Raw genomic sequence first — 24,135 nt, 5'->3', positions numbered from 1 at the left:
CAAAAAGGCGGATTCACAGCTACCAGCACCTGCGTTTTCTCGGCACTTCGGCACCACCGTAAAATCTGCGTTACAAAAATACGGTTGAACCGCCCGCCGGGCACGAGGCAACGGGATGCAAACACCAGGGTGAGGGGGTATTCCTAGGGCATGGCGAAAGCCACCCTATAACAATAAAGGCCCTCATCAGGAGAGCAGCATGAAACAGACGCACTACGTGGCCCGCGAGCCCGATGCGCAGGGTTTTATCGATTACCCGCCGCAGGAACATGCGGTGTGGAATACCCTGATCACCCGCCAGCTGAAGGTGATCGAGGGGCGCGCGTGCCAGGAGTACCTGGACGGCATTGAACAACTGAACCTGCCTCATGACCGCATTCCGCAACTGAGCGAGATCAACCAGGTACTGGGCGCCACCACCGGCTGGCAAGTTGCCCGCGTGCCGGCCCTGATCCCCTTCCAGACCTTCTTCGAACTGCTGGCCAGCAAGCGCTTTCCGGTGGCCACCTTCATTCGCACCGAAGAAGAACTCGACTATCTGCAAGAGCCCGACATCTTTCACGAGATCTTCGGCCACTGCCCGCTGCTGACCAACCCCTGGTTTGCCGAATTCACCCACACCTACGGCAAACTCGGCCTGGCCGCGACCAAGGAACAGCGCGTCTACCTGGCCCGCCTGTACTGGATGACCATCGAGTTCGGTCTGGTGGACACCCCGCAGGGCCGCAGGATCTACGGCGGCGGCATCCTCTCCTCGCCCAAGGAAACCGTCTACAGCCTGTCCGACGAACCGGAACACCAGGCCTTCGATCCGCTCGAGGCCATGCGCACGCCGTATCGCATCGATATCCTGCAGCCGGTGTACTTCGCCCTGCCGCAGCTCAAGCGCTTGTTCGACCTGGCCCACGAAGACATCATGGGCATGGTTCAACGCGCCATGCAGCTGGGCCTGTACGCCCCCAAATTCCCCCCCAAGGTGGCCGCTTGAGCCACCCTGTACACCTATAACAACCACTTGCGGAAGAATCACCTATGAACGCCTTGAACCAAGCCCATTGCGAAGCCTGCCGTGCCGACGCCCCACAGGTCAGCGACGAAGAACTGCCGGTACTGATCAAGCAGATCCCGGATTGGAACATCGAAGTGCGCGACGGCATCATGCAGCTGGAAAAAGTGTTCCTGTTCAAGAATTTCAAACATGCCCTGGCGTTCACCAACGCAGTGGGCGAGATCTCCGAAGCCGAAGGCCATCACCCTGGCCTGCTGACCGAGTGGGGCAAGGTCACCGTGACCTGGTGGAGCCACTCGATCAAGGGCCTGCACCGCAACGACTTCATCATGGCCGCGCGCACCGATGAGGTCGCCAGCACCGCAGAAGGTCGCAAGTAATGCACTTCGGCGCCATCGCGCGCGTGCCGGGCGACCCGATTCTGGGGCTGATGGAGGCGTACGCCAGGGACACCAACCCCGACAGGTTCGACCTGGGGGTTGGCGTGTTCAAGGACGCCCACGGCCTTACCCCGGTGCCCAGGGCGGTCAAGCTGGCCGAACAGCGCCTGCTCGACGGCCAGACCAGCAAGAGCTACGTAGGCGGTCACGGGGATGCAGCCTTCGGACAACTGATCGCGCAACTGGTACTCGGTGACGACGCGCCACTGCTCGCAGCCCGGCGCGCAGGCGCCACGCAAACCCCGGGCGGCACCGGCGCACTGCGACTGGCGGCGGAGTTCATCCGCCAGTGCCTGCCAGGGCGTGGCATCTGGCTGAGCGACCCGACCTGGCCGATCCACGAAACGCTGTTCGCCAGTGCCGGCCTGAAGGTCAGCCACTACCCCTATGTGGGCGCAGACAACCGCCTGAACGTGACCGGCATGCTCGCGGCACTGGAATCGGTGCCCACGGGCGACGTGGTGCTGCTGCACGCCTGCTGCCACAACCCCACCGGCTTCGACCTGTCGAAGCAGGACTGGCAGGCGGTGCTGGAAGTGGTCAAGCGCCGCGAACTGCTGCCGCTGATCGACTTCGCCTACCAGGGCTTCGGTGACGGGCTGGAGCAGGATGCCTGGGCCGTGAGGCTGTTTGCCCAGGCCCTGCCGGAGCTGCTGGTGACCAGTTCGTGCTCGAAGAACTTCGGCCTGTACCGCGAGCGCACCGGTGCGCTGCTGGTATGCGCCGACAGCGCCGAAAAGCTGCAGGATGTGCGCAGTCAGCTGGCATCGATTGCACGCAACCTGTGGTCGACGCCGCCAGACCATGGCGCGGCGGTGGTGGCGACGATTCTTGGCGATCCGGCGCTCAAGCGCCTGTGGGCCGACGAAGTCGACGCCATGCGCCAGCGCATCGCCATGCTGCGGGTCGGCCTGGTCGAGGCGCTGCAGCCCCATGGGCTGAGCGAGCGGTTCGCGCATATCGCCGCGCAACGCGGAATGTTCTCCTACACCGGCCTCTCACCGCAGCAAGTGACGCAACTGCGCGAGAAGCACAGTGTGTACATGGTCGGTACCGGGCGGGCGAACATCGCCGGGGCGGATGCGGCCAGGCTGCAGGTGCTGGCGGCGGCCATCGCGGACGTCTGTCGCTGAAGCCTTCGTCGGCAAGGCCGGCTCCTACAGGGACGACGTCGATCCGTGTAGGCGCTGGCCGTGCCGGCGAAGCCGCTGAAGGCCACCAATCAGCAGGAAAATTCATACTGTCATCCAGACTCCTGTATCCTGCCCAGGCTTTATCGAAGCCAAGCGCGCCTTGCGCAGCCTTTCCACCTTATAAACTTGCGAGGAACGACGAGATGCATGAAATCCCGAATCTTCCCTTCCCAAGCCTGAACCAAGCCGAGCAGCCTGCTGCTCCTCTCAGCGCCGAACCTGCCCACGTGGCAGATTCCGATGGCGACGAAACCCCGAGCGCCGAACAGGAATAAACCGCGCACTACCCGGCGTGTGAAAACCACTACGACAGGGGACGACCCCGGCAACGGGTTTTCACACCGCCAAGAACCCTCCCCGCGCTCCACAGGTCTATGATAGGCACTCCAGCCCGTCACCTCCCGGACCTTCCATGCCTGTCACACCGCGCCCCCTGGCGGTCACCCTGCAAGTCGTCTCCATCGTGCTGTTCACCTTCATCGGCTACCTCAACATCGGCATTCCCCTGGCCGTGCTGCCCGGCTTCGTGCACGACACCCTGGGGTTCGGCGCCGTGGTCGCCGGCCTGGTGATCAGCGTGCAATACCTCGCCACCCTGCTCAGCCGCCCCTATGCCAGCCGCCTCATCGACAATCAGGGCTGCAAGCGTGCGGTGATGTACGGCCTGGCCGGCTGCGGCCTGAGCGGCGTGTTCATGTTGCTGGCCGCCTGGCTGCAGGCCACGCCCTGGATGAGCCTGACCAGCCTGCTGGTGGGGCGCCTGGTGCTGGGCAGCGCCGAAAGCCTGGTGGGTTCGGGCGCCATCGGCTGGGGCATCGGCCGGGTGGGCGCGCAGCACACCGCCAAGGTGATCTCCTGGAACGGCATCGCCAGCTACGGCGCGCTGGCCATCGGCGCACCGCTGGGGGTGGTGCTGGTACAGCAGCTGGGGCTGTGGAGCATGGGCGTGAGCATCCTGCTGCTGTGCGCGGCAGGCCTGGCGCTGGCCTGGCCCAAGCAGGCGGCGCCGATCGTCAGTGGCGTGCGCATGCCGTTTCTGCACGTGCTGGGGCGGGTGTTCGGGCATGGCTCGGGGCTGGCGCTGGGCTCGATCGGCTTTGGCACCATCGCCACCTTCATTACCCTGTACTACGCCAGCCAGTCCTGGCACAACGCCGCGCTGTGCCTGAGCCTGTTCGGCGCCAGCTTCATCAGCGCACGCCTGCTGTTCGGCAACCTGATCAACCGTCTGGGCGGCTACCGTGTCGCCATTGCCTGCCTGAGCGTGGAGACGATCGGCCTGTTGCTGCTGTGGCTGGCCCCCAGCGCCGAACTGGCACTGGCCGGTGCGGCACTGAGCGGCTTCGGCTTTTCGCTGGTATTCCCGGCGCTGGGGGTAGAGGCGGTCAATCTGGTGCCGGCGGCCAACCGCGGTGCCGCGGTGGGGGCCTACTCACTGTTCATCGACCTGTCGCTGGGTATCACTGGACCACTGGCGGGGGCCGTGGCGGCAGGTTTCGGCTTTGCCTCGATCTTTCTGTTTGCGGCAATCGCCGCCTTGTGCGGCCTGCTGCTCAGCCTTTACCTGTACCGCCAGGCACGACTGAACCCGGTACGCCACACGCTTCAGTAGTCGATCTTGCCGCGCCCGGCCTTGATCGCCCCGCGCTTGCTCTTTGACTCCAGGCGACGGGTCTTGGAGCCCAGGGTCGGGCGCGTAGGCCGCCGCGCCTTCTCGACCTTCACCGCCGCCAGAATCAGTTCGCGCAAGCGCTCCAGGGCGTCGGCCCGGTTCTGCTCCTGGGTACGGTATTGCTGGGCCTTGAGCACGATCACCCCGTCGCTGGTGATCCGGCTGTCACGCAGGCCCAGCAACCGCTCCTTGTGAAACGGCGGCAGTGAGGAGGCATTGATGTCAAAGCGCAGGTGCACGGCGCTGGAGACCTTGTTGACGTTCTGCCCACCGGCGCCCTGGGCGCGAATGGCGTTCAATTCGATCTCGTCATCGGGAATGTGCACGGCGTTGGAAATGATCAGCATGGGCCTGGCTTTGCGCGAATTGGCCTTCAGGATACCCGCCCTGGTGCACAAAACCAAAAAGCCCGGCACAAGGCCGGGCTTTCATTGCAGCATCCTGCGCTTACTTGAGGGCGGCGCTCGGCACTGCAGGGGCGCCGTTGGCGCTGCGCTTGCTCTTGAGCCAGTAGAAGCCCCACATCACCACCAGCCATACCGGAATCGCGTACACCGATACACGGATGCCCGGCATCAGCAGCATGATGCCCAGGATGAACACCACGAACGCCAGGCAGAGGTAGTTGCCGTAGGGGTAGATCAGCGCGCGGAACAGCGACTTCTGACCGGTACGGTCCATGTGCTGGCGGAACTTGAGGTGCGAGTAGCTGATCATCGCCCAGTTGATCACCAGGGTCGCCACCACCAGCGACATCAGCAGCTCCAGGGCGCTGTGCGGCATCAGGTAGTTGAGCAGCACCGCCACCACGGTAACGGCTGCCGACGCCAGAATCGAGCGTACCGGCACGCCACGCTTGTCGATCTTGGCCAGGCTGGCCGGCGCATCACCCTGCTCGGCCATGCCGTAGAGCATGCGCGCGTTGCAGTAGGTGCCGCTGTTGTACACCGACAGCGCCGCGGTCAGCACCACGAAGTTGAGGATATGCGCTGCGGTGTTGCTGCCCAGCAGCGAGAACACCTGCACGAACGGGCTGGCGCTGTAGGCATCGCCCGAGCTGGTCAGGCTGCTGACCAGGCTGTCCCACGGGGTCAGCGACAGCAGCACCACCAGGGCACCGATGTAGAAGATCAGGATGCGGTAGATGACCTGGTTGATCGCCTTGGGGATCACGGTCTTCGGCTTGTCGGCCTCGGCTGCGGTGAAACCGAGCATTTCCAGGCCGCCGAAGGAGAACATGATGATCGCCATGGCCATCACCAGGCCGCCGACGCCGTGCGGGAAGAAACCGCCGTGGGCCCACAGGTTGGTGACCGAGGCTTCAGGGCCGCCGCTGCCGCTGACCAGCAGGTAGCTGCCCAGGCCGATCATGCCGACGATGGCCAGCACCTTGATGATCGCGAACCAGAACTCCGCCTCGCCGAACACCTTCACGTTGGCCAGGTTGATCGCGTTGATGAGGATGAAGAATGCGGCTGCCGAGGCCCAGGTGGGGATCTCCGGCCACCAGTAGTGGACGTACTTGCCGACCGCGGTCAGCTCCGACATCCCCACCAGGATGTACAGCACCCAGCAGTTCCAGCCCGACAGGAAGCCGGCGAAACCGCCCCAGTACTTGTGGGCGAAGTGGGCGAAGGAGCCGGCCACCGGCTCTTCGACGATCATCTCGCCCAGCTGGCGCATGATCAGGAAGGCAATGAAGCCGCAGATCGCATAGCCCAGGATCATCGACGGGCCGGCCGATTGCATCACCCCGGCCGAACCCAGGAACAGGCCGGTGCCGATGGCGCCACCGAGGGCGATCAGCTGGATGTGGCGGTTTTTCAGGCCACGCTTGAGCTCACCTGAATGCGAGTTTTGTCCACTCATGAACGGAGTCACCTGTTTGTTTTTATCTGTGACGGAATCGGACCCACCGCGCTCGTGGCGCAGCGGAATTAACAAGGTGGTATACCTTGAGGAGTCTTGGACCAGAGCCTTCGGTACGGGCGTCAGCCCGAGGCGAATCAGCCCGGAGTCAGCAAGGTTGCGCGGTACGCAGTTGGGTCACAGTTAAAACGCGGCGCATTGTATACCCTTGCTTTGGCGCAGGGGTCAACACGTTGCGTGACTGTCGGATGACAAGACGCAGCGGTCCGGCGGGGGTTCTGGAGCCTGGGGGAGTGTACGGCGTGCATGGCGCCTCCATTTCTTGTTATGGCTTGCCCAGCTCTGCGGCGGGGCTTTTGCACTTGGCAATGGCGGCTATCACACCGTGGTTGCGGGGGTTGGGCAAGAGGTTGACGTGGACGGAAGGTGGCCGTCGCCGACGTTTTCGGCAAGGTTTGTTTACAGCCTGAAGGATGGGCTGGCTTGCCCAATCAGTACGCCACAAGTCGTAACGAATTATTTACGACGTGGTTCAAAAAGTTTCCACTGGTTGCCTTGGAGTGTCTGCGCCGGCCCTCCGCCGGCAACGCGACTCCTACACTGCGAGTGCAATGCCTGTAGGAGCCGGCCTTGCCGGCGAAAGGCACGTGAAAACACCACAGGCACAAAAAAGCCAACCCGAAGGTTGGCTTGTGTGAGCGCTTACTCAGCCCGCGGCGGCTTGCCACGGCTGCTGCCCGGCCGCTTGGGTGCGGAGCCGGCCGGCTTGCGCTTGTTCATGTCGCTCGGACGCTCGGCCACGGTGCTGCGGCCCTTGCGTGGCGAGTCGTCACGCGGCTGGCGCGCTGCGCGCTCGGTGGTCGCGCCACCTTCCTTGGCCGGGCGCAGGGTGCGCACGCGCTCGCCACGGCCCACCGGCTTGGACGACTTGCGCTGCATGCGCTCGAGCTTGTCCTTGACCTTGGCCTTCATCGCTGGCATCGCCACCGGCTTGAGCCCCACTTCGGCAGCCAGGATGTCCACTTCGCCCTGGCTCATTTCGCGCCAGCGGCCCATCGGCAGGTCGCTGTTGAGGAACACCGGGCCAAAGCGCACACGCTTCAGGCGGCTGACCACCAGGCCCTGGGATTCCCACAGGCGACGCACCTCACGGTTGCGGCCTTCCATCACCACGCAGTGGTACCAGTGGTTGAAACCTTCACCGCCCGGGGCTTCCTGAATGTCGGTGAAACGCGCCGGACCGTCTTCGAGCACCACGCCCGCCTTCAGGCGCGCGATCATGTCTTCGTCCACTTCGCCGCGTACACGCACTGCGTATTCACGGTCCATTTCGGACGACGGGTGCATCAGGCGGTTGGCCAGCTCACCATCGGTGGTGAACATCAGCAGGCCGGTGGTGTTGATGTCCAGGCGACCGACGTTGATCCAGCGGCCCTCTTTCGGGCGCGGCAGGCGATCGAACACGGTCGGACGACCTTCCGGGTCGTCACGGGTGCAGATCTCGCCGTCGGGCTTGTTGTACATGATGACGCGGCGCACGGTCTCGGCGGCTTCTTCACGCTTGATCAGGCGGCCGTCGACCGAAATCGCGTCGTGCATGTCGACGCGCTGGCCAAGGGTGGCGTCCACGCCATTGACCTTGATGCGACCCTGGCTGATCCAGGCCTCGACGTCGCGGCGCGAACCCACGCCAATGCGCGCGAGTACCTTTTGCAGTTTTTCGCCGGCTGGACGCGGCGGGCTATCGTGCAGATCCTGTTCACTCATCTGGGCACCTCCCGGTGTAGTGCTGCTGAAAATCATTGAATTGGCCAAACAAGCGCCAAAAAAGGTCGCGAATCATACGCCGAACCGACGACAAACGCACCACAGACTAGCCGATATTGCACCCCAGGACGCTGTTTTCCGCTCGAAGGCCGCTCAGCCCTGCGGCGAACCGGGCGCTGCCTGGCCCTCATCGGGTTCATCGGCTTGCTCGAGCAGGTCGTCGAAGTCGGTCTTGAGCCCCTGCTCCATCGAGTCCAGCTCCAGCAACAGGCTGTGAAAGCTGGTCTCCTCGACCGGGGCTTCGGGCTCGGCGCTCTCGTCGGCCAGGGCCTGCAGGTGGGCCGGCACCGGTGCATCATCCACTTCCAGCAATGGCTCGGGCTCCATCTCGCGCAACTCGGCCAGCGAGGGCAGCTCGTCGAGGTTCTTCAGGTTGAAGTGGTCGAGAAAGGCCTTGGTGGTGGCGAACATCGCCGGTTTACCGGGCACTTCGCGGTAGCCCACGATGCGCACCCACTCGCGCTCGAGCAGGGTCTTGATGATATTGGTGTTCACCGCCACGCCCCGCACATCCTCGATCTCGCCACGGGTGATCGGCTGGCGATAGGCGATCAGCGCAATGGTTTCGAGCAACGCACGCGAATAGCGCTGCGGCCGTTCTTCCCACAGCCGCCCGACCCAGGGCGCGTAGTCCTCGCGGATCTGCAGGCGGTAGCCCGAGGCCACCTCCTTGAGCTCGAACGCGCGCCCGGCACAGGACTTGCGCAGCACCTCGAGGGCCTTCTTGAACACGCCGGGCTCAGGGCGCTCGGCCTCTTCGAACAGCTCGTACAGGCGCTCCAGCGATTGCGCCTTGCCAGAGGCGAGCAGGAAGGCTTCCAGCAGCGGCGCCAGGTCACGGGGGTCGGTCAGGTTCATTGGGGTGCTCGTGTACGGTTATTCGGCCCGGGCGCGGACATGGATGGGAGCGAAGGGCTCATTCTGCACCAGTTCGACGAGAGATTCCTTGACCAGTTCGAGGATGGCCATGAAGGTCACCACCACCCCCAGCTTGCCCTCCTCGGCCGTGAACAGCTCGACGAAGGGCACGAAGCCGCCGCCCTTGAGGCGCTCGAGCACATCGCTCATGCGCTCGCGGGTCGACAGCGCCTCGCGGCTGACCTGGTGGCTCTCGAACATGTCGCCGCGGCGCAGCACCTCGGCCATCGACATCAGCACCTCTTCCAGCGCAACGTCGGGCAACAGCTTGCGCGCCTTGGCCTGGGGTGCCTCCAGGCGCGGTACGATCACCTCGCGGCCAACCCGGCTCAGGCCGTCGATGCCTTCGGCGGCGGCCTTGAAACGTTCGTACTCCTGCAGCCGGCGAATCAGTTCGGCACGCGGATCGTCCTCTTCCTGCTCCACTTCGGCAGAGCGCGGCAGCAGCATGCGCGACTTGATCTCGGCCAGCATCGCGGCCATCACCAGGTACTCGGCGGCCAGTTCCAGGCGTACGGTCTTCATCAGCTCGACATAGCCCATGTACTGGCGCGTGATCTCCGCCACCGGGATGTCGAGAATATCCACGTTCTGCTTGCGAATCAGGTACAGCAGCAGGTCGAGCGGGCCCTCGAAGGCTTCGAGGAACACTTCCAGCGCATCGGGCGGGATGTACAGGTCCACTGGCATCTCGGTCATGGCTTCGCCATACACCATCACCAGTGGCAGCTCCTGCTGGGCGCCGGCCTGTGGGTCCAGGGCCGGCTCGACCGCAGCGACCTGGTTCACGCTTCGGCCATGAAGGGCGCAGGGTCGCCGCAGCCTTCACGCACCAGCACCGCCTCCTCCCCGGTCAGGTCGATGATGGTGGAGGCCTTGAGGTCGCCGTAACCGCCGTCGATGATCAGGTCGACCTGTTTTTCCAGGCGCTGGCGGATCTCGTACGGGTCGGTCATGGGTTCGTCGTCGCCTGGCAGGATCAGGCTGACGCTCATCAACGGCTCGCCCAGCTCTTCGAGCAAGGCCAGCAGAATGGGGTTTTGCGGCACGCGCAGGCCGATGGTGCGGCGCTTCTCGTGCAACAGCAGGCGCGGTACTTCGCGGGTGCCATTGAGGATGAAGGTATAGGGCCCCGGCACATGCGCCTTGAGCAGGCGGAACGTGGCGGTGTCGATCTTGGCGAACAGGCCCATCTGCGACAGGTCGCAGCAGATCAGCGTGAAGTTGTGGCTCTTGTCCAGCCCGCGCAAGCGGCGCACGCGCTCCACGGCAGACTTGTCGCCGATCTGGCAACCCATGGCGTAGGACGAATCGGTAGGGTAGACCACCACCCCACCCTTGCGGATGATCTCGACGGCCTGCTTGATCAGGCGCGGTTGCGGGTTTTCCGCATGAATCTGGAAAAATTGACTCACGTTTTCTACCTGTTCAGACGGGTGCAGTGGGCTGCTCATGTTTGAATCGACGCCACAGGGGTGGCAGGTCCTCCGGCAACGGCCGGTAGACACCGATCTCAGACCAGGCGCCCGGGCCATGGAAATCGCTGCCGGCGCTGGCCAGCAGACCGAACTCACGGGCCAGGATCGACATCGTGCCCACCTGTTCGGCGGGCATCATCCCGTTCACCACTTCCAGCGCCTGGCCACCTGCTTGAATATAGTCGGCAATCAGGCGTCGACGCTTGCTGCGGGTTAATTCGTAGTGCATCGGGTGGGCAAGGCTGACCCATGCGTGGGACTGGCGCAGGGTCTGCACGGTGTCTTCCAGGCTTGGCCAGTGCAGCTTCACATCCCCCAGCTTGCCGGCGCCCAGCCACTTGCGAAAGGCTTCGCCGCGGTCCTTGACGTGGCCGGCACGCACCAGGTACTCGGCAAAGTGCGGACGGGCCGGCGCATTGCCGCTGTCACCCAGCTCCTGCTGGATGGCACGGGCGCCGTCCAGCGCGCCGGGCATGCCCTTGAGCGCCAGCCGCCGGTCGATTTCCTCTGAGCGCAGCCAGCGTCCACGGTGCAGCGACTCGACGGCGCGCTGCAGCGGTTCGGCATCGAGCGGGAAGTTGTAGCCCAGGATGTGAATCGTCGCCCCGCCCCAGGTGCAGGACAGCTCGACCCCGCTGACCCACTGCATGTCCAGCGCCTGGGTGGCAGCCTGGGCTTCGAGCTGGCCTTCGAGGGTGTCGTGGTCGGTCAGCGAAAGCATCCGCACGCCGTGTTCGTGGGCGCGAGCGACCAGCGCCGTGGGCGACAGGGCGCCATCGGAAGCGGTGCTGTGGCAGTGCAGATCAACATTCATAGGTGGCGCATACGCTCTCATTGATGTTTGTTATTATGCCGTCACATCCTGCTTCTGGCTGCCACTGTGAAACAATTCATCGATTTCATCCCGTTGTTCCTGTTTTTCATCGTCTACAAGCTCGACCCGCGCACGGTCGACGTTGCCGGCCAGTCGTTCGAGCTGGGCGGCATCTACAGCGCCACGGCGGTGCTGATCATCAGTTCGCTGGTGGTGTATGGCGCATTGCTGATCCGCCAGCGCAGGCTGGAGAAGGGCCAGTGGCTGACCCTGGTGGCGTGCCTGGTATTTGGCGGCCTGACCCTGGCCTTCCACAGCGAGACCTTCCTCAAGTGGAAGGCCCCGGCGGTGAACTGGCTGTTCGCCACCGCTTTTGCGGGCAGTCACTTCATTGGTGACCGTGTATTGATCAAGCGCATCATGGGCCATGCGCTGACCTTGCCCGAGCCGGTGTGGACGCGCCTGAACCTGGCGTGGATCGCGTTCTTCCTGTTCTGCGGCGCGGCCAACCTGTTCGTTGCCTTCACCTTCCAGGACATCTGGGTGGACTTCAAGGTATTCGGCAGCCTGGGCATGACCGTACTGTTCCTGGTGGGCCAGGGTGTCTACCTGTCCCGCCACCTGCACGACAGCGACCCTACTACCCCCAAGACCGAGGACTGACATGCTCTACGCCATCATCGCCACAGACGTTGCCGATTCGCTGCAAGCCCGCCTGGCTGCACGCCCGGCGCACCTTGAGCGCCTGCAGCAGCTCAAGGCCGAAGGCCGCATCGTACTGGCCGGCCCGCACCCGGCGATCGACAGCAACGACCCTGGCGCGGCCGGGTTCAGTGGCAGCCTGATCGTCGCCGAGTTCGACTCGCTCGAGGCTGCCAAGGTCTGGGCAGATGCGGATCCTTACATTGCGGCGGGTGTATATGCCGAAGTGCTGGTGAAGCCGTTCAAGCAGGTCCTGCCGTAACCTGATCGGCGCGACGAGCCCGTCGTCGCGCCGATTCGCCTCACCTTCTGCGCACCCTCGCACACACTCCCTGCTCCCCTTCCTGGCTTTGCCCACTACAGCGGGCCTGTAGTGCTACGCCTTAAAATCCACTCGAATGTTCATCATTCTCGTCCACCTGCCGACAACCTACGCAACACCCGATTGGAATCAAGGAGTTCCGATGCGTCAAGGTCCGTTGTCCATGCTGCTGTGCCTGTTGCTGCTGACCCCGCTCGCCAAGGCCGCCGAAGCCTCCGCCAGCACCCCTTTGTCGTTGAGTGCGGGTAGCCAGATCTCCGAGCTGCAGCAACGCCTCAAGGAAAGTGAGCGCCAGCACGAAGCGCTCAAGCAGCAGCTGAAAAATGTCGAGAACGAACGCGAAAGCGCCCAGCTGACCCGCCTGCGCCAGGAGAACCAGCGCCTGAAGCAGCAGCTCGAGCAACACCAGGCCAACCCGCTGCCCAAGCTGCTCACCGATCAGCAGCAATGGTTCGTGATTGGTGCCGGAGTTGCCCTGTTGGCCGTGCTCTGCGGTATCTTTGCCAGTGGCAGCCACAGACGGCGCCGGCAATGGTTGAATTGAGTGAGACATGAGCGAGCTGCTACTGATTGATGATGACCAGGAACTGTGCGAGCTGCTGAGCAGCTGGCTGACCCAGGAAGGCTTTCAGGTGCGTGCCTGCCATGATGGCCAGAGCGCCCGCAAGGCCCTGGCCGAGCACGCCCCGGCAGCGGTGGTGCTGGATGTGATGCTGCCCGACGGCAGCGGCCTGGAACTGCTCAAGCAATTGCGCAGCGACCACGCCGAACTGCCAGTGCTGATGCTGTCTGCTCGCGGCGAGCCGCTGGACCGTATCCTGGGCCTGGAACTGGGCGCCGACGACTACCTGGCCAAGCCCTGCGACCCCCGCGAGCTCACCGCGCGGCTGCGCGCCGTGCTGCGCCGCAGCCACCCGGCCGCCACACCCACCCAGATGGAAGTGGGCGACCTGCGCTTCAGCCCCGCCCGTGGCGTGGTCGACATCGACGAACGCGAGCTGACCCTGACCCTTTCCGAAAGCCGCATTCTCGAAGCCCTGCTGGGCCAGCCGGGTGAGCCGCTGGACAAACAGGAACTGGCGCAGCTCGCCCTGGGCCGCAAGCTGACCCTGTACGACCGTAGCCTGGACATGCACGTCAGCAACCTGCGCAAGAAGATCGGCCCGCATCCCGATGGCAGGCCGCGCATCGTCGCCCTGCGCAGCCGCGGCTATTACTACAGCCTGTAGGCGCCAGCCTTGCTGGCGAAGGGGCGCACGCCAACGCCCCACCGTGTAAACACCCTCGCCCACCGTCTTTACCCAAGCTTTACCCTTGCCTGACCGCCGCTGACCTTGATCTCCCTAGACTGGGCACATCCGGTAACGACCGGCCTCAACAAGGAGAGTCACCATGCGCAAGACCCTTATCGCCCTGATGTTCGCTGCCGCCCTGCCAACCGTAGCCATGGCCATGCCCGATGGCGGCCCCCGTCACGGCGCCGAGCACCAACGCGGTGGAGCGCCTTTCGCCCAGCTGGACCTGACCCGCGAGCAGCGCCAGCAGATCCGTCAACTGATGGGCGAGCAGATGAAGAGCCGCCACGAAATCACCCAGCGCTACCTGGCCAAGCTGCCGGCAGCCGACCAGAAGGCACTCAAGGACGAACTCAAGGCAAGCCACGACAAGGTCGACACCCAGATCCGCGGCATGCTCAAGCCAGAGCAGCAGAAGCAGTTCGATGAAATGAAGAAGAAGCAGGCAGAGCGCAAGGCCGAGTGGGCCGAGTTCAAAGCCTGGAAAGCTGAAAAAGCCAGCAAGGCCCAGTAAGCTGTCCACACCCCGCCCGACCTGCCCCCGCAGGTCGGGCTTCTTTCGTTTGAGGTAATGCCCTTGCGTTCACTGTTCTGGCGCATCCTGGCCAGCTTCTGGCTGGCCATCACCCTGGTTGCCGGGCTGTCGATCCTGCTCGGCCACATGCTCAATCAGGACGCCTGGATCCTCAGCCGCCACCCGGGGCTCAATACCCTGGCCATGAACTGGTCGGCGCGCTACGAACAGCAAGGGCCCGAGGCCGCGCAGCGTTATCTGGAGCTGCGCAAGCGGCGCTACAACATCGACGTGCAGGTGCTCAACGAAAGCGGCGAGGCGGTGGTGCCAGGCACGTTCCCGCGCCGCGCAGCAGCCTTCGAGGCGCGCCGGCACAACGGCGAGCCGCTGCCCTGGCGACGCCTCACCGAGGAGTACACCAGCCCCGGCACGGGCGACACCTACCTGCTGATCTACCGCATCCCTCACCCCGAACTCGACGCCTGGCACCGCGACAGCCTGCTGTGGCCGCTGAGTGCATTGGGCATTGCCCTGGTGGTACTGACCCTGTTCAGCCTGCTGGTAACCCTGTCGATCACCCGCCCCCTCAGTCGCCTGCGTGGCGCGGTACATGACCTGGGGCAGACCACCTACCAGCAGAACAGCCTGGCACGCCTGGCCAACCGGCGCGACGAGTTCGGTGTGCTGGCCAATGACTTCAACCGCATGGGCGCGCGCCTGCAGAGCCTGATTGCCAGCCAGCGCCAACTGCTGCGTGACGTGTCCCATGAACTGCGCTCACCGCTGGCACGCCTGCGGATCGCCCTGGCCCTGGCCGAGCGGGCAGAGCCTGCACAGCAGCAGGCCTACTGGCCGCGCCTGACCCGCGAGTGCGACCGCCTCGAGGCTTTGATCAGTGAAATCCTGGTGTTGGCGCGGGTGGATGCCGAAAGCGCCAGCGCAGAACCGGTCGACCTCAATGCGCTGCTGGCCAGCGTGCGCAAGGATGCTCAGCTCGCAGCGCCGGAACAGGACATCCAGCTGCACGACACGCCTGGGCTGAGCCTGCAGGGCTGGCCGACACTGATCGAACGTGCGCTGGACAACCTGCTGCGCAATGCCGTGCGCTTCAATCCGCCGGGGCAACCGATCGAGATGAGTGCACAGCGTGAAGGCGAGCGTATCGTGCTGACGGTGCGCGACCACGGGCCGGGGGTGGCCGACGAGCACCTGGCGCAGTTGGGCGAGCCGTTTTTCCGCGCCCCGGGGCAGACCACGGCCGGGCATGGCCTGGGCCTTGCGATCGCGCGCAAGGCGGCGGAACGTCATGGTGGCAGCCTGGTGCTGGGCAACCATGCGCAGGGCGGGTTCGTGGCGACGCTGGAGTTGCCGGTGGCGGGGCCGGCTAGCGCCTGAATAAAGACGGGTGTTGGCTTCTTCGCTGGCAAGCCGGCCCCCACAGGCTTGTCACCGTCCTCAGGGGCCGTTGCGCACCTGTGGGAGCTGGCTTTGCCAGCGAAAGGGCCATCTGATGCCTGTATAGCTTAGCGGGGCTGTTCCCAGGCGCTGACAAACGCCTCGACAGACACCACCGGCGCCGTACGCGGCGGGTTAAGCGGCGTGCCCACATACAGGAAGCCGATCAGCTCTTCGGTATCCGCCAACCCGAGGCCCTTGGCCACCTGCGGGCTGTAGGACAGCTCGCCGGTACGCCACACCGCGCCGATCCCCTGGGCATATGCCGCCAGCAGAATGGCATGCGCCGCACACGCGGCCGCCAGCCGCTGCTCGGACTTGGGCACCTTGACGTGATCCTGCACGTTCGCGATCACCACAATCAGCAACGGCGCCCGCAGCGGCATGGCATGGGCCTTTTCCAGCGCTGCCTCGGTGGCTTCGCCCTGCGCCTGCACCGCCTCGGCCAGCAGCGCCCCCAATTGCTCGCGGGCCGCGCCTTCGATGGTCAGGAACCGCCAGGGCCGCAATTGGCCATGGTCCGGCGCACGCGAGGCCGCCCGAAACAGCAACTCGCGCTGCGCAGCATCAGGTGCCGGCTCTACCAGGCGAGGAACGGAAACACGGTTGAGCAATGCGTCGAGAGCCTCCATCGGCTACCCCCTGTCGAGAAATGTGCGGCTATTCTACCGTTTACTTAAAGAGGCCCATAGGTAGAATGGCGCCCCTCCGTTTCAACCCAGAGCAGATCACATGGCGTTGCCGACCTTAAGGATCATCGGTTTCATTATCGGCATCTTCCTGATTACCCTGGCGATCAGCATGACCGTGCCCATGGCCACCCTGGTCATCTACGAGCGCACCGGCGACCTGCCGTCGTTTCTGTGGGCCAGCCTGATCACCTTCATTGCCGGCCTGGCCCTGGTCATACCCGGGCGCCCCGAGCACGTGCACCTGCGCCCGCGCGACATGTACCTGCTCACCGTGAGCAGCTGGCTGGTGGTGTGCATCTTCGCCGCCCTGCCGTTCCTGCTGACCCAGCACATCAGCTACACCGATGCCTTCTTCGAGAGCATGTCGGGCATCACCGCCACCGGCGCCACCGTGCTCAGTGGCCTGGACAGCATGTCGCCGGGCATCCTGATATGGCGCTCGCTGCTGCACTGGCTGGGCGGCATCGGCTTCATCGGCATGGCCGTGGCGATCCTGCCGCTGCTGCGCATCGGCGGCATGCGCCTGTTCCAGACCGAGTCCTCGGACCGCTCCGAAAAGGTCATGCCCCGCTCGCACATGGTCGCCAAGTCGATCGTGGCGGTGTACGTGGGCATCACCACCATCGGCGGGCTGGGGTTCTGGCTGGCCGGCATGAGCCCGTTCGATGCCATCAACCACGCCATGTCGGCAATTTCCACCGGCGGTTTCTCCACCTCCGACCAGTCGCTGGCCAAGTGGGACCAGCCGGCCGTGCACTGGGTGGCGGTGGTGGTGATGATCCTGGGCAGTGTGCCGTTCACCCTCTACGTGGCCACGATGCGTGGCAATCGCAAGGCACTGATCAAGGACCAGCAGGTACAGGGCCTGCTCGGCCTGCTGGTGGCCACCTGGGTGGTGCTGGGTACCTGGTACTGGGCCACCACCAGCCTGCCGTGGTTCGATGCCTTGCGCCACGTGGCGCTGAACGTGACCTCGGTGGTCACCACCACCGGCTTCGCCCTGGGCGACTACAGCCTGTGGGGCAACTTTTCGCTGATGCTGTTCTTCTACCTGGGTTTCATCGGCGGCTGTTCGGGCTCGACCGCGGGCGGGATCAAGATCTTCCGCTTCCAGGTGGCCTACATCCTGCTCAAGGCCAGCCTCAACCAGCTGATTCACCCGCGCGCGGTGATCAAACAGAAATACAACGGTCACCGCCTCGACGAAGAGATCGTGCGGTCGATCCTGACCTTCTCGTTCTTCTTCGCCATCACCATCTGCATCATCGCGCTGCTGCTTTCGCTGCTGGGCGTGGACTGGATGACTGCCCTGACCGGCGCGGCCAGCACCGTATCCGGCGTGGGCCCGGGCCTGGGCGAAACCATCGGCCCGGCGGGCAACTTCGCCACCCTGCCCGACGCCGCCAAGTGGATCCTGGCCGGCGGCATGCTGCTGGGCCGCCTGGAAATCATTACGGTGCTGGTTCTGTGCATGCCGGCGTTCTGGCGACACTGACGCCCTGGGCCGACGCCTCGGGGCCGGCACTGCGCGCCAGCTCCATACGGGTGCGGTATTCCCCGGGGGTGAGGTCGAACCAGCGCCGGAAAGCCCGGAAGAAGTTGCTCGGGTCGGCAAAACCCAGCAGGTAGGCAGTCTCCAGCAATGTCATGTTCGGCTGCGCAAGGTACTGCTCGGCAAGTTCGCGACGGGTATCATCGAGCAGGGTCTGAAAGCTGGTGCCCTCCTCCTGCAGGCGCCGCTGCAGCGTGCGCTGCGACAGGTGCAGGGCCTGGGCGACCATTTCGCGCTTGGGTTCGCCCTGGGGCAGCATGCGGCACAGCACCTGACGTGCACGGTGGGTCACCCGGCTTTCGGAAAAACGCGCCAGGTACTCGCCGGCAAAACGGTCGTGCAGAATCGCCATGGCCTCGTTGGCCGTGGGCAACGGCGCCTCCATGTCGGCGCGCTCGAACACCAGCGCATCGTGGGGCGCGCCAAACACCAGCGGGGCACGAAACGCCTGCTTGTAGGGTTCTATATCCTGAGGCTGCGGGCCTTGTACCAGCACCCGGCGCAGCTGGATGGTGCGCCCGCTCAACCAGCAGCACAGCGCCAGGGCGCAGGCCAGCGAGGCCTCGGCGCTGTGCCGGGTGGGCGGCAGGTGATCGCCATGCACGGTCAGCACCAGCGAGTAGCCTTCCGGCCCCAGGCGAAAGCTCAGGTCGGAACTCTCCGCGATAATGCGCTGGTAACGCACCAGGCGCTCGAACCCCTCGGCCAGGGTGCGGCTGGACATCAAGGCATAGCCGACCACGTGAAACGATGCCGGGCGCACCACCCGCGCCATGTTCAGGCCGATGGCACGGTTGCCCGACAACTCTTCGGCCAGTTGCCACAAGCGGGTCATGGAGTCCTGGGTGAAACGTGCGTCGGGGTCGTCCAGCGCGGCGAAGTCCAGGCCGAGCTGCTTGAACAGCGCAGGGCAATCGAGCCCTTCGAATTCAAGTGCCTTGACGATCCCCGAGGCCCAGCTTGCTGACGTGGTTCTTTCGCTCATGGCTGGCTTCTTTTGGGTAAGACCGCTCCTGCGGTGAACGCAAAGGATACTAAAGTGGCGCTTATTGTCACTGACTGATACTGCGACACAATTCTAGACTCGGTTCAGGCTCCACGCCGTGCATGTTTCGCCACCTTCGACCGATACGGGAGCGACGCAGTGAACAGCCCCCCACGCTTCAACAGCTTTGCCGAGTTCTATCCGTATTATCTGGGTGAGCATAGCAACCCTGTCTGCCGCCGCCTGCACTTCGTCGGCACCAGCCTGGTGATCGCCCTGCTGGCCTACGCCCTGGCCAGTGCCAACGGCTGGCTGCTGCTGGCGGTGCCGGTGGCCGGCTACGGCTTTGCCTGGGCAGGCCACTTCTTTTTCGAGAAGAACCGCCCCGCCACCTTCACCTACCCCTTCTACAGCCTGCTGGGCGATTTTGTCCTGTACCGCGACATGCTGCGCGGCAAGGTGCAGTTCTGAGCATCGCCCGCCCCCTGCGCGTGGCCTAGAGGCTGGGCTCACCCACCGCCCGGGCCTGGCGCAGGGCCTCCCGGGCCTGGGCGTCGGCCAGGCGGTACAGCTCGATCGTACCGTCCCAGTGCTCGATCAAGGCAGTGCACGACTCCACCCAGTCGCCGCAATTGAGGTAGTCCACCTCTCCCACCTTGCGGATTTCGGCGTGGTGGATGTGCCCGCACACCACCCCGTGAAACCCTCGCTTGACGCATTCGCGTGCAATCGCCTCCTCGAAGTCGCTGATAAAGCTCACCGCCGTCTTGACCTTGTGCTTGAGGTAGGCCGACAGCGACCAGTAGCCATAGCCATACCGCGCGCGCCAGTGGTTGAGCCAGCGGTTGAGGGTGAGGGTCAGTTCATAGGCCCAGTCACCCAGGAAGGCCAGCCAGCGGTGATAGCGGGTTATCACGTCGAACTGGTCGCCATGGATCACCAGTAGCCGCCTGCCGTCGACGGTGAGGTGCTCGGCCTGGTCCACCAGCTGGATATTGCCCAGCACCAGCTTGGAGTAGCGACGCAGGAACTCGTCGTGGTTGCCGGTCACATAGATCACCTCGGTGCCGCGCTTGCTCATGGTCAGCAGGCGCCGGATCACGTTGGTATGGGCCTGGGGCCAGTACATGCCACCCCGCAGCTTCCAGCCGTCGATGATGTCGCCCACCAGGTAGATGCGATCGGCCTGGTAGCCCTTGAGAAACTGCGACAGATGCTCGGCCTGGCAGTCGCGGGTGCCAAGGTGCACGTCCGAGATCCACAGCGTGCGCACGCGCTGCTTGCGCGAAGGTTTGCCAAGCTCGGCATGGGTCATGGGCAGGCTCCGGGAGAGTTTGTGCGAGCTTGCCTGTGGGCAGTGAATCGACCATGACCGTTGTGCGGCAGTCCTGTGACAGGCCGTCGGGGCATGTACACTGCGTGGCCTGTGCTCCCGATCCAAGGCAACCGCCCGCCATGACCCCTCGTACTGCCCTGGGCGCCCTGCATGCAGGCGCGCTGTTGTTCGGCCTGACCGGCGTGTTCGGCAAGCTGGCCAGTGCCGGCCCGTCGGTCATCGTGTTCGGCCGTGCGGCCTTCGCCGTGCTGGCCCTGGCCATCTTCGTCGGCGTTGCCCGACAACACTGGCAACCCCTGAAGGCACGGGACTGGCGCGGGCTGACATTGGCCGGGATGTTGCTGGCCGGCCATTGGGTCAGCTTCTTCGTCGCGGTCAAGGTGGCCGGCGTGGCCATCGCGACCCTGGGCTTTGCCAGCTTCCCGGCGTTCACGGTCATTCTGGAAGGGCTGTTGTTCCGTGAGCGCATCCGTCGCAACGAAGCCTTGCTGGTAGTGCTGGTGAGCATCGGCCTGGTGCTGGTGACGCCCGACTTCGACCTCGCCAGCCAGGCCACCAGCGGGCTGCTGTGGGCGTTGTTCTCGGGGTTGCTGTTCGCCCTGCTGTCACTGCTCAACCGTGCAGGCTCCCGGCACATTCCGGCGATACAGGCGGCGCTGTGCCAGAACGCCGTGGTGGCACTGTGTCTGCTGCCGGTGGCGGGCCCGCTGCTGCCTTCGGTGAGCGCGCTGGACTGGCTGTGGCTGGGGCTGCTGGGGGTGTTCTGCACCGGCGTGGCACACAGCCTGTTCGTGGCCAGCCTGGCGGTGATCAAGGCCCGTACCGCCGCCGTGGTGTTTGCCATGGAGCCGGTCTATGGCATCGCCATGGCCTGGGTGATCTTCGCCGAGCAGCCCACCTTGCGCATGCTGATGGGCGGGGTGCTGATCATTCTGGCCATCGTGATTTCAAGCCGTCTGGCCGCCGGCGCACCACACACCGCACCCGCCACCTCCGGCGGCTGAGTCAGGCGCGGTCGTTGTGGCCCAGGTCGCGCTGCGGGTCGATCTGGTCGCGGACCCGCTGCTTGAGCACCTTGGCCTCGGGGAAACCGCCATCGGCCTTGCGTTCCCAGATCTGCACGCCATCGCAGGTGATGCGAAAGTTGCCGCCCGTGGCCGGTTCCAGGGCCACCCGGGCCAGGTCGTCACTGAAGGTGCTCAGCAGTTCCTGGGCCAGCCAGGCGGCGCGCAGCAGCCATTGGCACTGCGTGCAATAGGTGATGACAATTTCGGGTTTGGATACGGACATGGGGTAACGGTCTCCTGATAGGTGGTCGCGCTTATACTAGCCACCTTTAGCCTTTGCTCCGAGAGCCGCGATGCGTCGTCTGCTGTTGTGCCTGTTGCTGTCCCTTACCTCCCTTGCCCTCTGCGCCGCCGAGGCCGCCCGGCCCAAGGTCGGCCTGGTGCTGTCCGGCGGCGCGGCGCGCGGCCTGGCCCACATCGGTGTGCTCAAGGCGCTGGAAGAACAGGGGGTGAAGATCGACGCCATCGCCGGCACCAGCATGGGCGCGGTGATCGGCGGGTTGTACGCCTCGGGCTACAAGATCGACGAGCTGGAGAAGCTGGCCCTGGCCATCGACTGGCAGCAGGCGTTGTCCGATGCACCGCCGCGCAAGGACATCCCCTTCAGGCGCAAGCAGGACGACCGCGACTTCCTGGTCAAACAGCGCCTGAGCTTTCGCGACGACGGCAGCCTGGGCCTGCCGTTGGGGGTGATCCAGGGGCAGAACCTGGCGCTGCTGCTCGAAAGCCTGCTGGCCCACGCCAGTGACACCCGTGACTTCGACAAGCTGCCGATCCCGTTCCGCGCAGTGGCCACCGATATCGCCAGCGGCGAGAAAGTGGTGTTTCGCAAGGGCCACCTGCCCCAGGTGATCCGCGCCAGCATGTCGATCCCGGCGGTGTTCGCCCCGGTCGAGCTGGACGGCCGCCTGCTGGTCGACGGCGGCATGGTCGACAATATCCCGCTGGATATCGTGCGTGAGATGGGTGTGGACATGGCGATCGTCGTCGATATCGGCACGCCGCTGCGCAACCGCAAGCAGTTGGCCACGGTGGTCGATGTGCTCAACCAGTCGATCACCCTGATGACCCGGCGCAACTCCGAAGAGCAACTGGCCTCGCTGCACCGCGACGACATCCTGGTACAGCCGCCGCTGTCGAGCTTTGGCGTCACCGACTTCGGCCGGGCCCAGGACATGATCGACGCCGGCTACCGCGCCACCCGCCTGCTCGACCCGCGCCTGGCCAGCCTGCGCCGGGTCAACGACACGGCGGTGCAACTGGCCGAGGCGCGCTCGGCCGGGCAACGCACCCCGGTGATCACCGCCATCAAGGTCGAGAACGACTCCAAGGTCAGTGACGACGTGATCCGCTACTACATTCGCCAGCCCATCGGCGAACCGCTGGAGCTCGACCGCCTGCGCACCGACATGGGCACCCTGTACGGCCTGGACTACTTCGACCGGGTGCAGTACCGCGTGGTGCACAAGGGCGACGAGAACACCCTGGTGATCAACGCCCGGGGCCGACGTGGCGGCACCGACTATCTGCGGCTGGGGCTGAACCTGTCCGATGACCTGCGTGGCGACAGCGCCTTCAACCTGGGCGCCAGCTACCGCGTCAACGGCATCAACCGCCTGGGCGCCGAGTGGCTCACCCGAGCCCAGATCGGCGACAAGCAGGAGCTCTACAGCGAGTTCTACCAGCCGCTGGATACCGGGTCGCGCTACTTCGTGGCGCCCTACCTGGACATCGGCTCGCAGAACATCGAGGCCACCCTGGACAACGACCCCATCGCCGAGTACCGCCTCGAACGCTATGGCTTCGGGCTCAACCTGGGCCGCCAGATCGGCAACAACGGCGAAGTGCGCCTGGGGGTGGGCCAGGCCTGGGGGCAGGCCGAGGTACGCATCGGCGAACAGGGCCTGCCCAAGGTGAACTTCAACGAAGGCTTCTATGACCTCAAGTATTCGTTCGACACCCTGGACAACGTCTACTTCCCCCACAGCGGCGAAGACGTCAGCCTGACCCTGCGCCAGTTCGAGCCGGGCCTGGGCTCCGACCAGCGCTATCGCCAATGGGACATGAAACTGGACAAGGCCCTGAGCAGCGGGCCGAACACCTGGGTATTCGGCGGTCGCTATGCGCGGACTCTGGATGATGCCGAGGTGGTCACCTCGAGCTTCGTGATGGGCGGCGCCCGGCAGCTGTCGGGCTTTCGCCAGGACTCGGTGTCAGGCCAGAACCTGAGCCTGATGCGCATGGTCTACTACCGGCGCCTGACCCCGCGCTCCTACCTGCCGCTGGACTTCCCGCTGTATCTGGGCGGCTCGCTGGAACGCGGCCGCGCCTGGAACAACGACAACGAGTTCGACAGCGGCTACATCAACGCCGCGAGCATCTTCCTGGGCTTCGAAACGCCGCTGGGGCCGCTGAACTTCAGCTACGGCATGAACACCGAGAACCAGAAGGCGTTCTACCTCAACCTGGGGCAGACCTTCTAGGACTTCTCCAGGTTGCCCAGGATGCGCGCGTGCACCCGCATGCACACGCGCAGCTCTTCTTCGTCGATGCCTTCGAACAGCTCGACGCGCAAGGCGTTGGCAATGGTCTCGATCTGGTCGATCAACGGCTTGGCGGGCGGGCACAACACGATCTTCTTGGCGCGTCGGTCCTCCAGTACGGCCTGGCGCTTGACCAGGCCCTGGGCCTCGAGGCTGTCGAGCAGACGGGCCAGGGTCGGCCCTTCAACCCCCACGCTCTGCGCCAGTTCACGCTGGGTGGGGGCCTCGTCGAAGCGCGCCAGGTGCAGCAGCACCAGCCAGCGCGCCTGCGACAGGTTGAGCCCGGCCAGGCGGCGGTCCAGCTCGGCGCGCCAACCCCGGGACATATGGGCCAACTGCATCCCGAAACGGTGGTGATCGGTCAACGGCATAGGAAACTCATCATCAGAACTAATTAATAGGCAGCTAATCATGCCCTTGGGCCTTAGGCAAGGCTCATGCCGTCGGCAGGC

27 protein-coding genes are annotated in these 24,135 nt (G+C 64.8%); 15 read left to right on the top strand and 12 right to left on the bottom strand.

What is annotated here, in order from left to right; genetic code table 11:
- The first annotated feature begins 199 nt into the window (after nucleotides 1-199).
- The 5 genes from phhA to N0B28_RS07515 all read left to right on the top strand — a co-directional run bounded on the left by phhA (nucleotide 200) and on the right by N0B28_RS07515 (nucleotide 4,254).
- Nucleotides 200-988, top strand: a complete 789-nt coding sequence (gene phhA, locus N0B28_RS07535; protein ID WP_275731287.1) for a phenylalanine 4-monooxygenase — start codon at nucleotides 200-202, stop codon at nucleotides 986-988.
- 44 nt (nucleotides 989-1,032) lie between these two features.
- Entirely contained in the window at nucleotides 1,033-1,389 is a 357-nt protein-coding gene (locus N0B28_RS07530) for a 4a-hydroxytetrahydrobiopterin dehydratase (RefSeq protein WP_036994257.1), read from the top strand.
- On the top strand, nucleotides 1,389-2,582 hold the full coding sequence (locus N0B28_RS07525) for an amino acid aminotransferase (RefSeq protein WP_275731283.1): 1,194 nt from the start codon (nucleotides 1,389-1,391) through the stop codon (nucleotides 2,580-2,582). Before N0B28_RS07530 ends, N0B28_RS07525 begins: the two co-directional genes overlap by 1 nt.
- 203 nt (nucleotides 2,583-2,785) lie before the next feature.
- Nucleotides 2,786-2,917 carry a hypothetical protein gene (locus N0B28_RS07520; protein WP_255002693.1) on the top strand — a complete coding sequence of 44 codons (132 nt, stop codon included), beginning with the start codon at nucleotides 2,786-2,788 and terminating at the stop codon, nucleotides 2,915-2,917.
- Between the two features lie 137 nt (nucleotides 2,918-3,054).
- Entirely contained in the window at nucleotides 3,055-4,254 is a 1,200-nt protein-coding gene (locus N0B28_RS07515) for an MFS transporter (protein ID WP_058540765.1), read from the top strand.
- Here the strand turns inward: N0B28_RS07515 and arfB are convergent.
- The 7 genes from arfB to N0B28_RS07480 all read right to left on the bottom strand — a co-directional run bounded on the left by arfB (nucleotide 4,248) and on the right by N0B28_RS07480 (nucleotide 11,220).
- Nucleotides 4,248-4,661: an alternative ribosome rescue aminoacyl-tRNA hydrolase ArfB gene (arfB, locus tag N0B28_RS07510; RefSeq protein WP_043864296.1), complete on the bottom strand. Its 414-nt coding sequence runs from the start codon at nucleotides 4,659-4,661 to the stop codon at nucleotides 4,248-4,250. The genes N0B28_RS07515 and arfB overlap by 7 nt on opposite strands.
- Nucleotides 4,662-4,761: 100 nt before the next feature.
- Nucleotides 4,762-6,183 (bottom strand): amino acid permease, encoded by a 1,422-nt coding sequence (locus tag N0B28_RS07505; RefSeq protein ID WP_043864106.1) that lies wholly within the window; start codon nucleotides 6,181-6,183, stop codon nucleotides 4,762-4,764.
- Between the two features lie 702 nt (nucleotides 6,184-6,885).
- Nucleotides 6,886-7,950, bottom strand: a complete 1,065-nt coding sequence (gene rluB / locus N0B28_RS07500; RefSeq protein WP_054916588.1) for a 23S rRNA pseudouridine(2605) synthase RluB — start codon at nucleotides 7,948-7,950, stop codon at nucleotides 6,886-6,888.
- A gap of 153 nt (nucleotides 7,951-8,103) precedes the next feature.
- A complete protein-coding gene (scpB, locus tag N0B28_RS07495) occupies nucleotides 8,104-8,868 on the bottom strand; it encodes an SMC-Scp complex subunit ScpB (protein ID WP_043864108.1) in 765 nt (254 codons plus the stop codon).
- Nucleotides 8,869-8,886: 18 nt separating this feature from the next.
- Nucleotides 8,887-9,585: a ScpA family protein gene (locus N0B28_RS07490; protein WP_162484885.1), complete on the bottom strand. Its 699-nt coding sequence runs from the start codon at nucleotides 9,583-9,585 to the stop codon at nucleotides 8,887-8,889.
- A gap of 128 nt (nucleotides 9,586-9,713) precedes the next feature.
- Complete coding sequence (locus N0B28_RS07485) at nucleotides 9,714-10,343, bottom strand: L-threonylcarbamoyladenylate synthase (RefSeq protein ID WP_043864297.1); 630 nt, start codon at nucleotides 10,341-10,343, stop codon at nucleotides 9,714-9,716.
- A gap of 13 nt (nucleotides 10,344-10,356) precedes the next feature.
- Complete coding sequence (locus N0B28_RS07480; RefSeq protein ID WP_043864110.1) at nucleotides 10,357-11,220, bottom strand: PHP domain-containing protein; 864 nt, start codon at nucleotides 11,218-11,220, stop codon at nucleotides 10,357-10,359.
- A gap of 66 nt (nucleotides 11,221-11,286) precedes the next feature.
- Here N0B28_RS07480 and N0B28_RS07475 point away from each other — a divergent pair, with 66 nt between their 5' ends.
- From N0B28_RS07475 to N0B28_RS07450, 6 genes are all read left to right on the top strand, one after another.
- On the top strand, nucleotides 11,287-11,883 hold the full coding sequence (locus tag N0B28_RS07475) for a septation protein A (RefSeq protein ID WP_193791520.1): 597 nt from the start codon (nucleotides 11,287-11,289) through the stop codon (nucleotides 11,881-11,883).
- Between the two features lies 1 nt (nucleotide 11,884).
- Nucleotides 11,885-12,184, top strand: coding sequence for a YciI family protein (locus N0B28_RS07470; RefSeq protein WP_078481768.1), 300 nt, complete (start codon nucleotides 11,885-11,887; stop codon nucleotides 12,182-12,184).
- A gap of 202 nt (nucleotides 12,185-12,386) precedes the next feature.
- Nucleotides 12,387-12,788, top strand: a complete 402-nt coding sequence (locus tag N0B28_RS07465) for a hypothetical protein (protein WP_058540762.1) — start codon at nucleotides 12,387-12,389, stop codon at nucleotides 12,786-12,788.
- Nucleotides 12,789-12,795: 7 nt separating this feature from the next.
- Nucleotides 12,796-13,473: a response regulator transcription factor gene (locus tag N0B28_RS07460; protein ID WP_043864114.1), complete on the top strand. Its 678-nt coding sequence runs from the start codon at nucleotides 12,796-12,798 to the stop codon at nucleotides 13,471-13,473.
- Between the two features lie 163 nt (nucleotides 13,474-13,636).
- Nucleotides 13,637-14,053 (top strand): Spy/CpxP family protein refolding chaperone, encoded by a 417-nt coding sequence (locus N0B28_RS07455; protein WP_043864115.1) that lies wholly within the window; start codon nucleotides 13,637-13,639, stop codon nucleotides 14,051-14,053.
- Nucleotides 14,054-14,110: 57 nt separating this feature from the next.
- A complete protein-coding gene (locus tag N0B28_RS07450) occupies nucleotides 14,111-15,448 on the top strand; it encodes a HAMP domain-containing sensor histidine kinase (RefSeq protein WP_043864116.1) in 1,338 nt (445 codons plus the stop codon).
- Nucleotides 15,449-15,576: 128 nt separating this feature from the next.
- Here N0B28_RS07450 and N0B28_RS07445 read toward each other — a convergent pair whose 3' ends face one another.
- Nucleotides 15,577-16,140: a nitroreductase family protein gene (locus tag N0B28_RS07445; RefSeq protein WP_043864117.1), complete on the bottom strand. Its 564-nt coding sequence runs from the start codon at nucleotides 16,138-16,140 to the stop codon at nucleotides 15,577-15,579.
- Nucleotides 16,141-16,240: 100 nt separating this feature from the next.
- Here N0B28_RS07445 and N0B28_RS07440 point away from each other — a divergent pair, with 100 nt between their 5' ends.
- Nucleotides 16,241-17,695, top strand: coding sequence for a TrkH family potassium uptake protein (locus N0B28_RS07440; RefSeq protein WP_043864118.1), 1,455 nt, complete (start codon nucleotides 16,241-16,243; stop codon nucleotides 17,693-17,695).
- Here N0B28_RS07440 and N0B28_RS07435 read toward each other — a convergent pair.
- Nucleotides 17,652-18,737: an AraC family transcriptional regulator gene (locus tag N0B28_RS07435; RefSeq protein ID WP_058540760.1), complete on the bottom strand. Its 1,086-nt coding sequence runs from the start codon at nucleotides 18,735-18,737 to the stop codon at nucleotides 17,652-17,654. The genes N0B28_RS07440 and N0B28_RS07435 overlap by 44 nt on opposite strands.
- 159 nt (nucleotides 18,738-18,896) lie before the next feature.
- Here N0B28_RS07435 and N0B28_RS07430 point away from each other — a divergent pair, with 159 nt between their 5' ends.
- On the top strand, nucleotides 18,897-19,208 hold the full coding sequence (locus N0B28_RS07430; protein WP_043864120.1) for a DUF962 domain-containing protein: 312 nt from the start codon (nucleotides 18,897-18,899) through the stop codon (nucleotides 19,206-19,208).
- A 25-nt stretch (nucleotides 19,209-19,233) separates the two neighbouring features.
- On the opposite strand, the gene N0B28_RS07425 is transcribed toward N0B28_RS07430, so the two are convergent.
- Nucleotides 19,234-20,052 carry a UDP-2,3-diacylglucosamine diphosphatase gene (locus tag N0B28_RS07425; RefSeq protein WP_054916590.1) on the bottom strand — a complete coding sequence of 273 codons (819 nt, stop codon included), beginning with the start codon at nucleotides 20,050-20,052 and terminating at the stop codon, nucleotides 19,234-19,236.
- A 140-nt stretch (nucleotides 20,053-20,192) separates the two neighbouring features.
- Between N0B28_RS07425 and N0B28_RS07420 the strand changes: the two genes are divergently transcribed.
- Nucleotides 20,193-21,077 carry a DMT family transporter gene (locus tag N0B28_RS07420; RefSeq protein WP_058540759.1) on the top strand — a complete coding sequence of 295 codons (885 nt, stop codon included), beginning with the start codon at nucleotides 20,193-20,195 and terminating at the stop codon, nucleotides 21,075-21,077.
- A gap of 1 nt (nucleotide 21,078) precedes the next feature.
- Here the strand turns inward: N0B28_RS07420 and N0B28_RS07415 are convergent, their stop codons facing one another.
- Nucleotides 21,079-21,363, bottom strand: a complete 285-nt coding sequence (locus N0B28_RS07415; protein WP_054916592.1) for a SelT/SelW/SelH family protein — start codon at nucleotides 21,361-21,363, stop codon at nucleotides 21,079-21,081.
- A gap of 70 nt (nucleotides 21,364-21,433) precedes the next feature.
- Between N0B28_RS07415 and N0B28_RS07410 the strand changes: the two genes are divergently transcribed.
- Nucleotides 21,434-23,623, top strand: coding sequence for a patatin-like phospholipase family protein (locus N0B28_RS07410; protein ID WP_043864124.1), 2,190 nt, complete (start codon nucleotides 21,434-21,436; stop codon nucleotides 23,621-23,623).
- Here N0B28_RS07410 and N0B28_RS07405 read toward each other — a convergent pair.
- Entirely contained in the window at nucleotides 23,620-24,054 is a 435-nt protein-coding gene (locus tag N0B28_RS07405; protein ID WP_043864125.1) for a MarR family transcriptional regulator, read from the bottom strand. The two genes, N0B28_RS07410 and N0B28_RS07405, sit on opposite strands and share 4 nt — an antisense overlap.
- Nucleotides 24,055-24,135 lie beyond the last annotated feature (81 nt).

The organism is Pseudomonas sp. SD17-1 (assembly GCF_029201585.1).
In the GTDB taxonomy this organism is placed as follows: Bacteria; Pseudomonadota; Gammaproteobacteria; order Pseudomonadales; family Pseudomonadaceae; genus Aquipseudomonas; species Aquipseudomonas palmensis.
Note: the sequence above shows the minus strand (reverse complement) of the source record. Positions and strands in the feature narration are given on the sequence as shown.

Excerpts from the sequence above, each read along its gene's own strand:
- N0B28_RS07435 (WP_058540760.1), bottom strand. The coding sequence starts at position 18,737 with ATGAGCGAAAGAACCACGTCAGCAAGCTGGGCCTCGGGGATCGTCAAG.
- N0B28_RS07520 (WP_255002693.1), top strand. The coding sequence starts at position 2,786 with ATGCATGAAATCCCGAATCTTCCCTTCCCAAGCCTGAACCAAGCCGAG.
- N0B28_RS07525 (WP_275731283.1), top strand. The coding sequence starts at position 1,389 with ATGCACTTCGGCGCCATCGCGCGCGTGCCGGGCGACCCGATTCTGGGG.
- N0B28_RS07410 (WP_043864124.1), top strand. The coding sequence starts at position 21,434 with ATGCGTCGTCTGCTGTTGTGCCTGTTGCTGTCCCTTACCTCCCTTGCC.
- N0B28_RS07460 (WP_043864114.1), top strand. The coding sequence starts at position 12,796 with ATGAGCGAGCTGCTACTGATTGATGATGACCAGGAACTGTGCGAGCTG.
- N0B28_RS07405 (WP_043864125.1), bottom strand. The coding sequence starts at position 24,054 with ATGCCGTTGACCGATCACCACCGTTTCGGGATGCAGTTGGCCCATATG.
- N0B28_RS07440 (WP_043864118.1), top strand. The coding sequence starts at position 16,241 with ATGGCGTTGCCGACCTTAAGGATCATCGGTTTCATTATCGGCATCTTC.
- N0B28_RS07420 (WP_058540759.1), top strand. The coding sequence starts at position 20,193 with ATGACCCCTCGTACTGCCCTGGGCGCCCTGCATGCAGGCGCGCTGTTG.
- arfB (WP_043864296.1), bottom strand. The coding sequence starts at position 4,661 with ATGCTGATCATTTCCAACGCCGTGCACATTCCCGATGACGAGATCGAA.
- N0B28_RS07480 (WP_043864110.1), bottom strand. The coding sequence starts at position 11,220 with ATGAATGTTGATCTGCACTGCCACAGCACCGCTTCCGATGGCGCCCTG.
- N0B28_RS07415 (WP_054916592.1), bottom strand. The coding sequence starts at position 21,363 with ATGTCCGTATCCAAACCCGAAATTGTCATCACCTATTGCACGCAGTGC.
- scpB (WP_043864108.1), bottom strand. The coding sequence starts at position 8,868 with ATGAACCTGACCGACCCCCGTGACCTGGCGCCGCTGCTGGAAGCCTTC.
- N0B28_RS07530 (WP_036994257.1), top strand. The coding sequence starts at position 1,033 with ATGAACGCCTTGAACCAAGCCCATTGCGAAGCCTGCCGTGCCGACGCC.
- N0B28_RS07515 (WP_058540765.1), top strand. The coding sequence starts at position 3,055 with ATGCCTGTCACACCGCGCCCCCTGGCGGTCACCCTGCAAGTCGTCTCC.
- N0B28_RS07470 (WP_078481768.1), top strand. The coding sequence starts at position 11,885 with ATGCTCTACGCCATCATCGCCACAGACGTTGCCGATTCGCTGCAAGCC.
- N0B28_RS07450 (WP_043864116.1), top strand. The coding sequence starts at position 14,111 with ATGCCCTTGCGTTCACTGTTCTGGCGCATCCTGGCCAGCTTCTGGCTG.
- N0B28_RS07455 (WP_043864115.1), top strand. The coding sequence starts at position 13,637 with ATGCGCAAGACCCTTATCGCCCTGATGTTCGCTGCCGCCCTGCCAACC.
- phhA (WP_275731287.1), top strand. The coding sequence starts at position 200 with ATGAAACAGACGCACTACGTGGCCCGCGAGCCCGATGCGCAGGGTTTT.
- N0B28_RS07465 (WP_058540762.1), top strand. The coding sequence starts at position 12,387 with ATGCGTCAAGGTCCGTTGTCCATGCTGCTGTGCCTGTTGCTGCTGACC.
- N0B28_RS07425 (WP_054916590.1), bottom strand. The coding sequence starts at position 20,052 with ATGACCCATGCCGAGCTTGGCAAACCTTCGCGCAAGCAGCGCGTGCGC.
- rluB (WP_054916588.1), bottom strand. The coding sequence starts at position 7,950 with ATGAGTGAACAGGATCTGCACGATAGCCCGCCGCGTCCAGCCGGCGAA.
- N0B28_RS07505 (WP_043864106.1), bottom strand. The coding sequence starts at position 6,183 with ATGAGTGGACAAAACTCGCATTCAGGTGAGCTCAAGCGTGGCCTGAAA.
- N0B28_RS07445 (WP_043864117.1), bottom strand. The coding sequence starts at position 16,140 with ATGGAGGCTCTCGACGCATTGCTCAACCGTGTTTCCGTTCCTCGCCTG.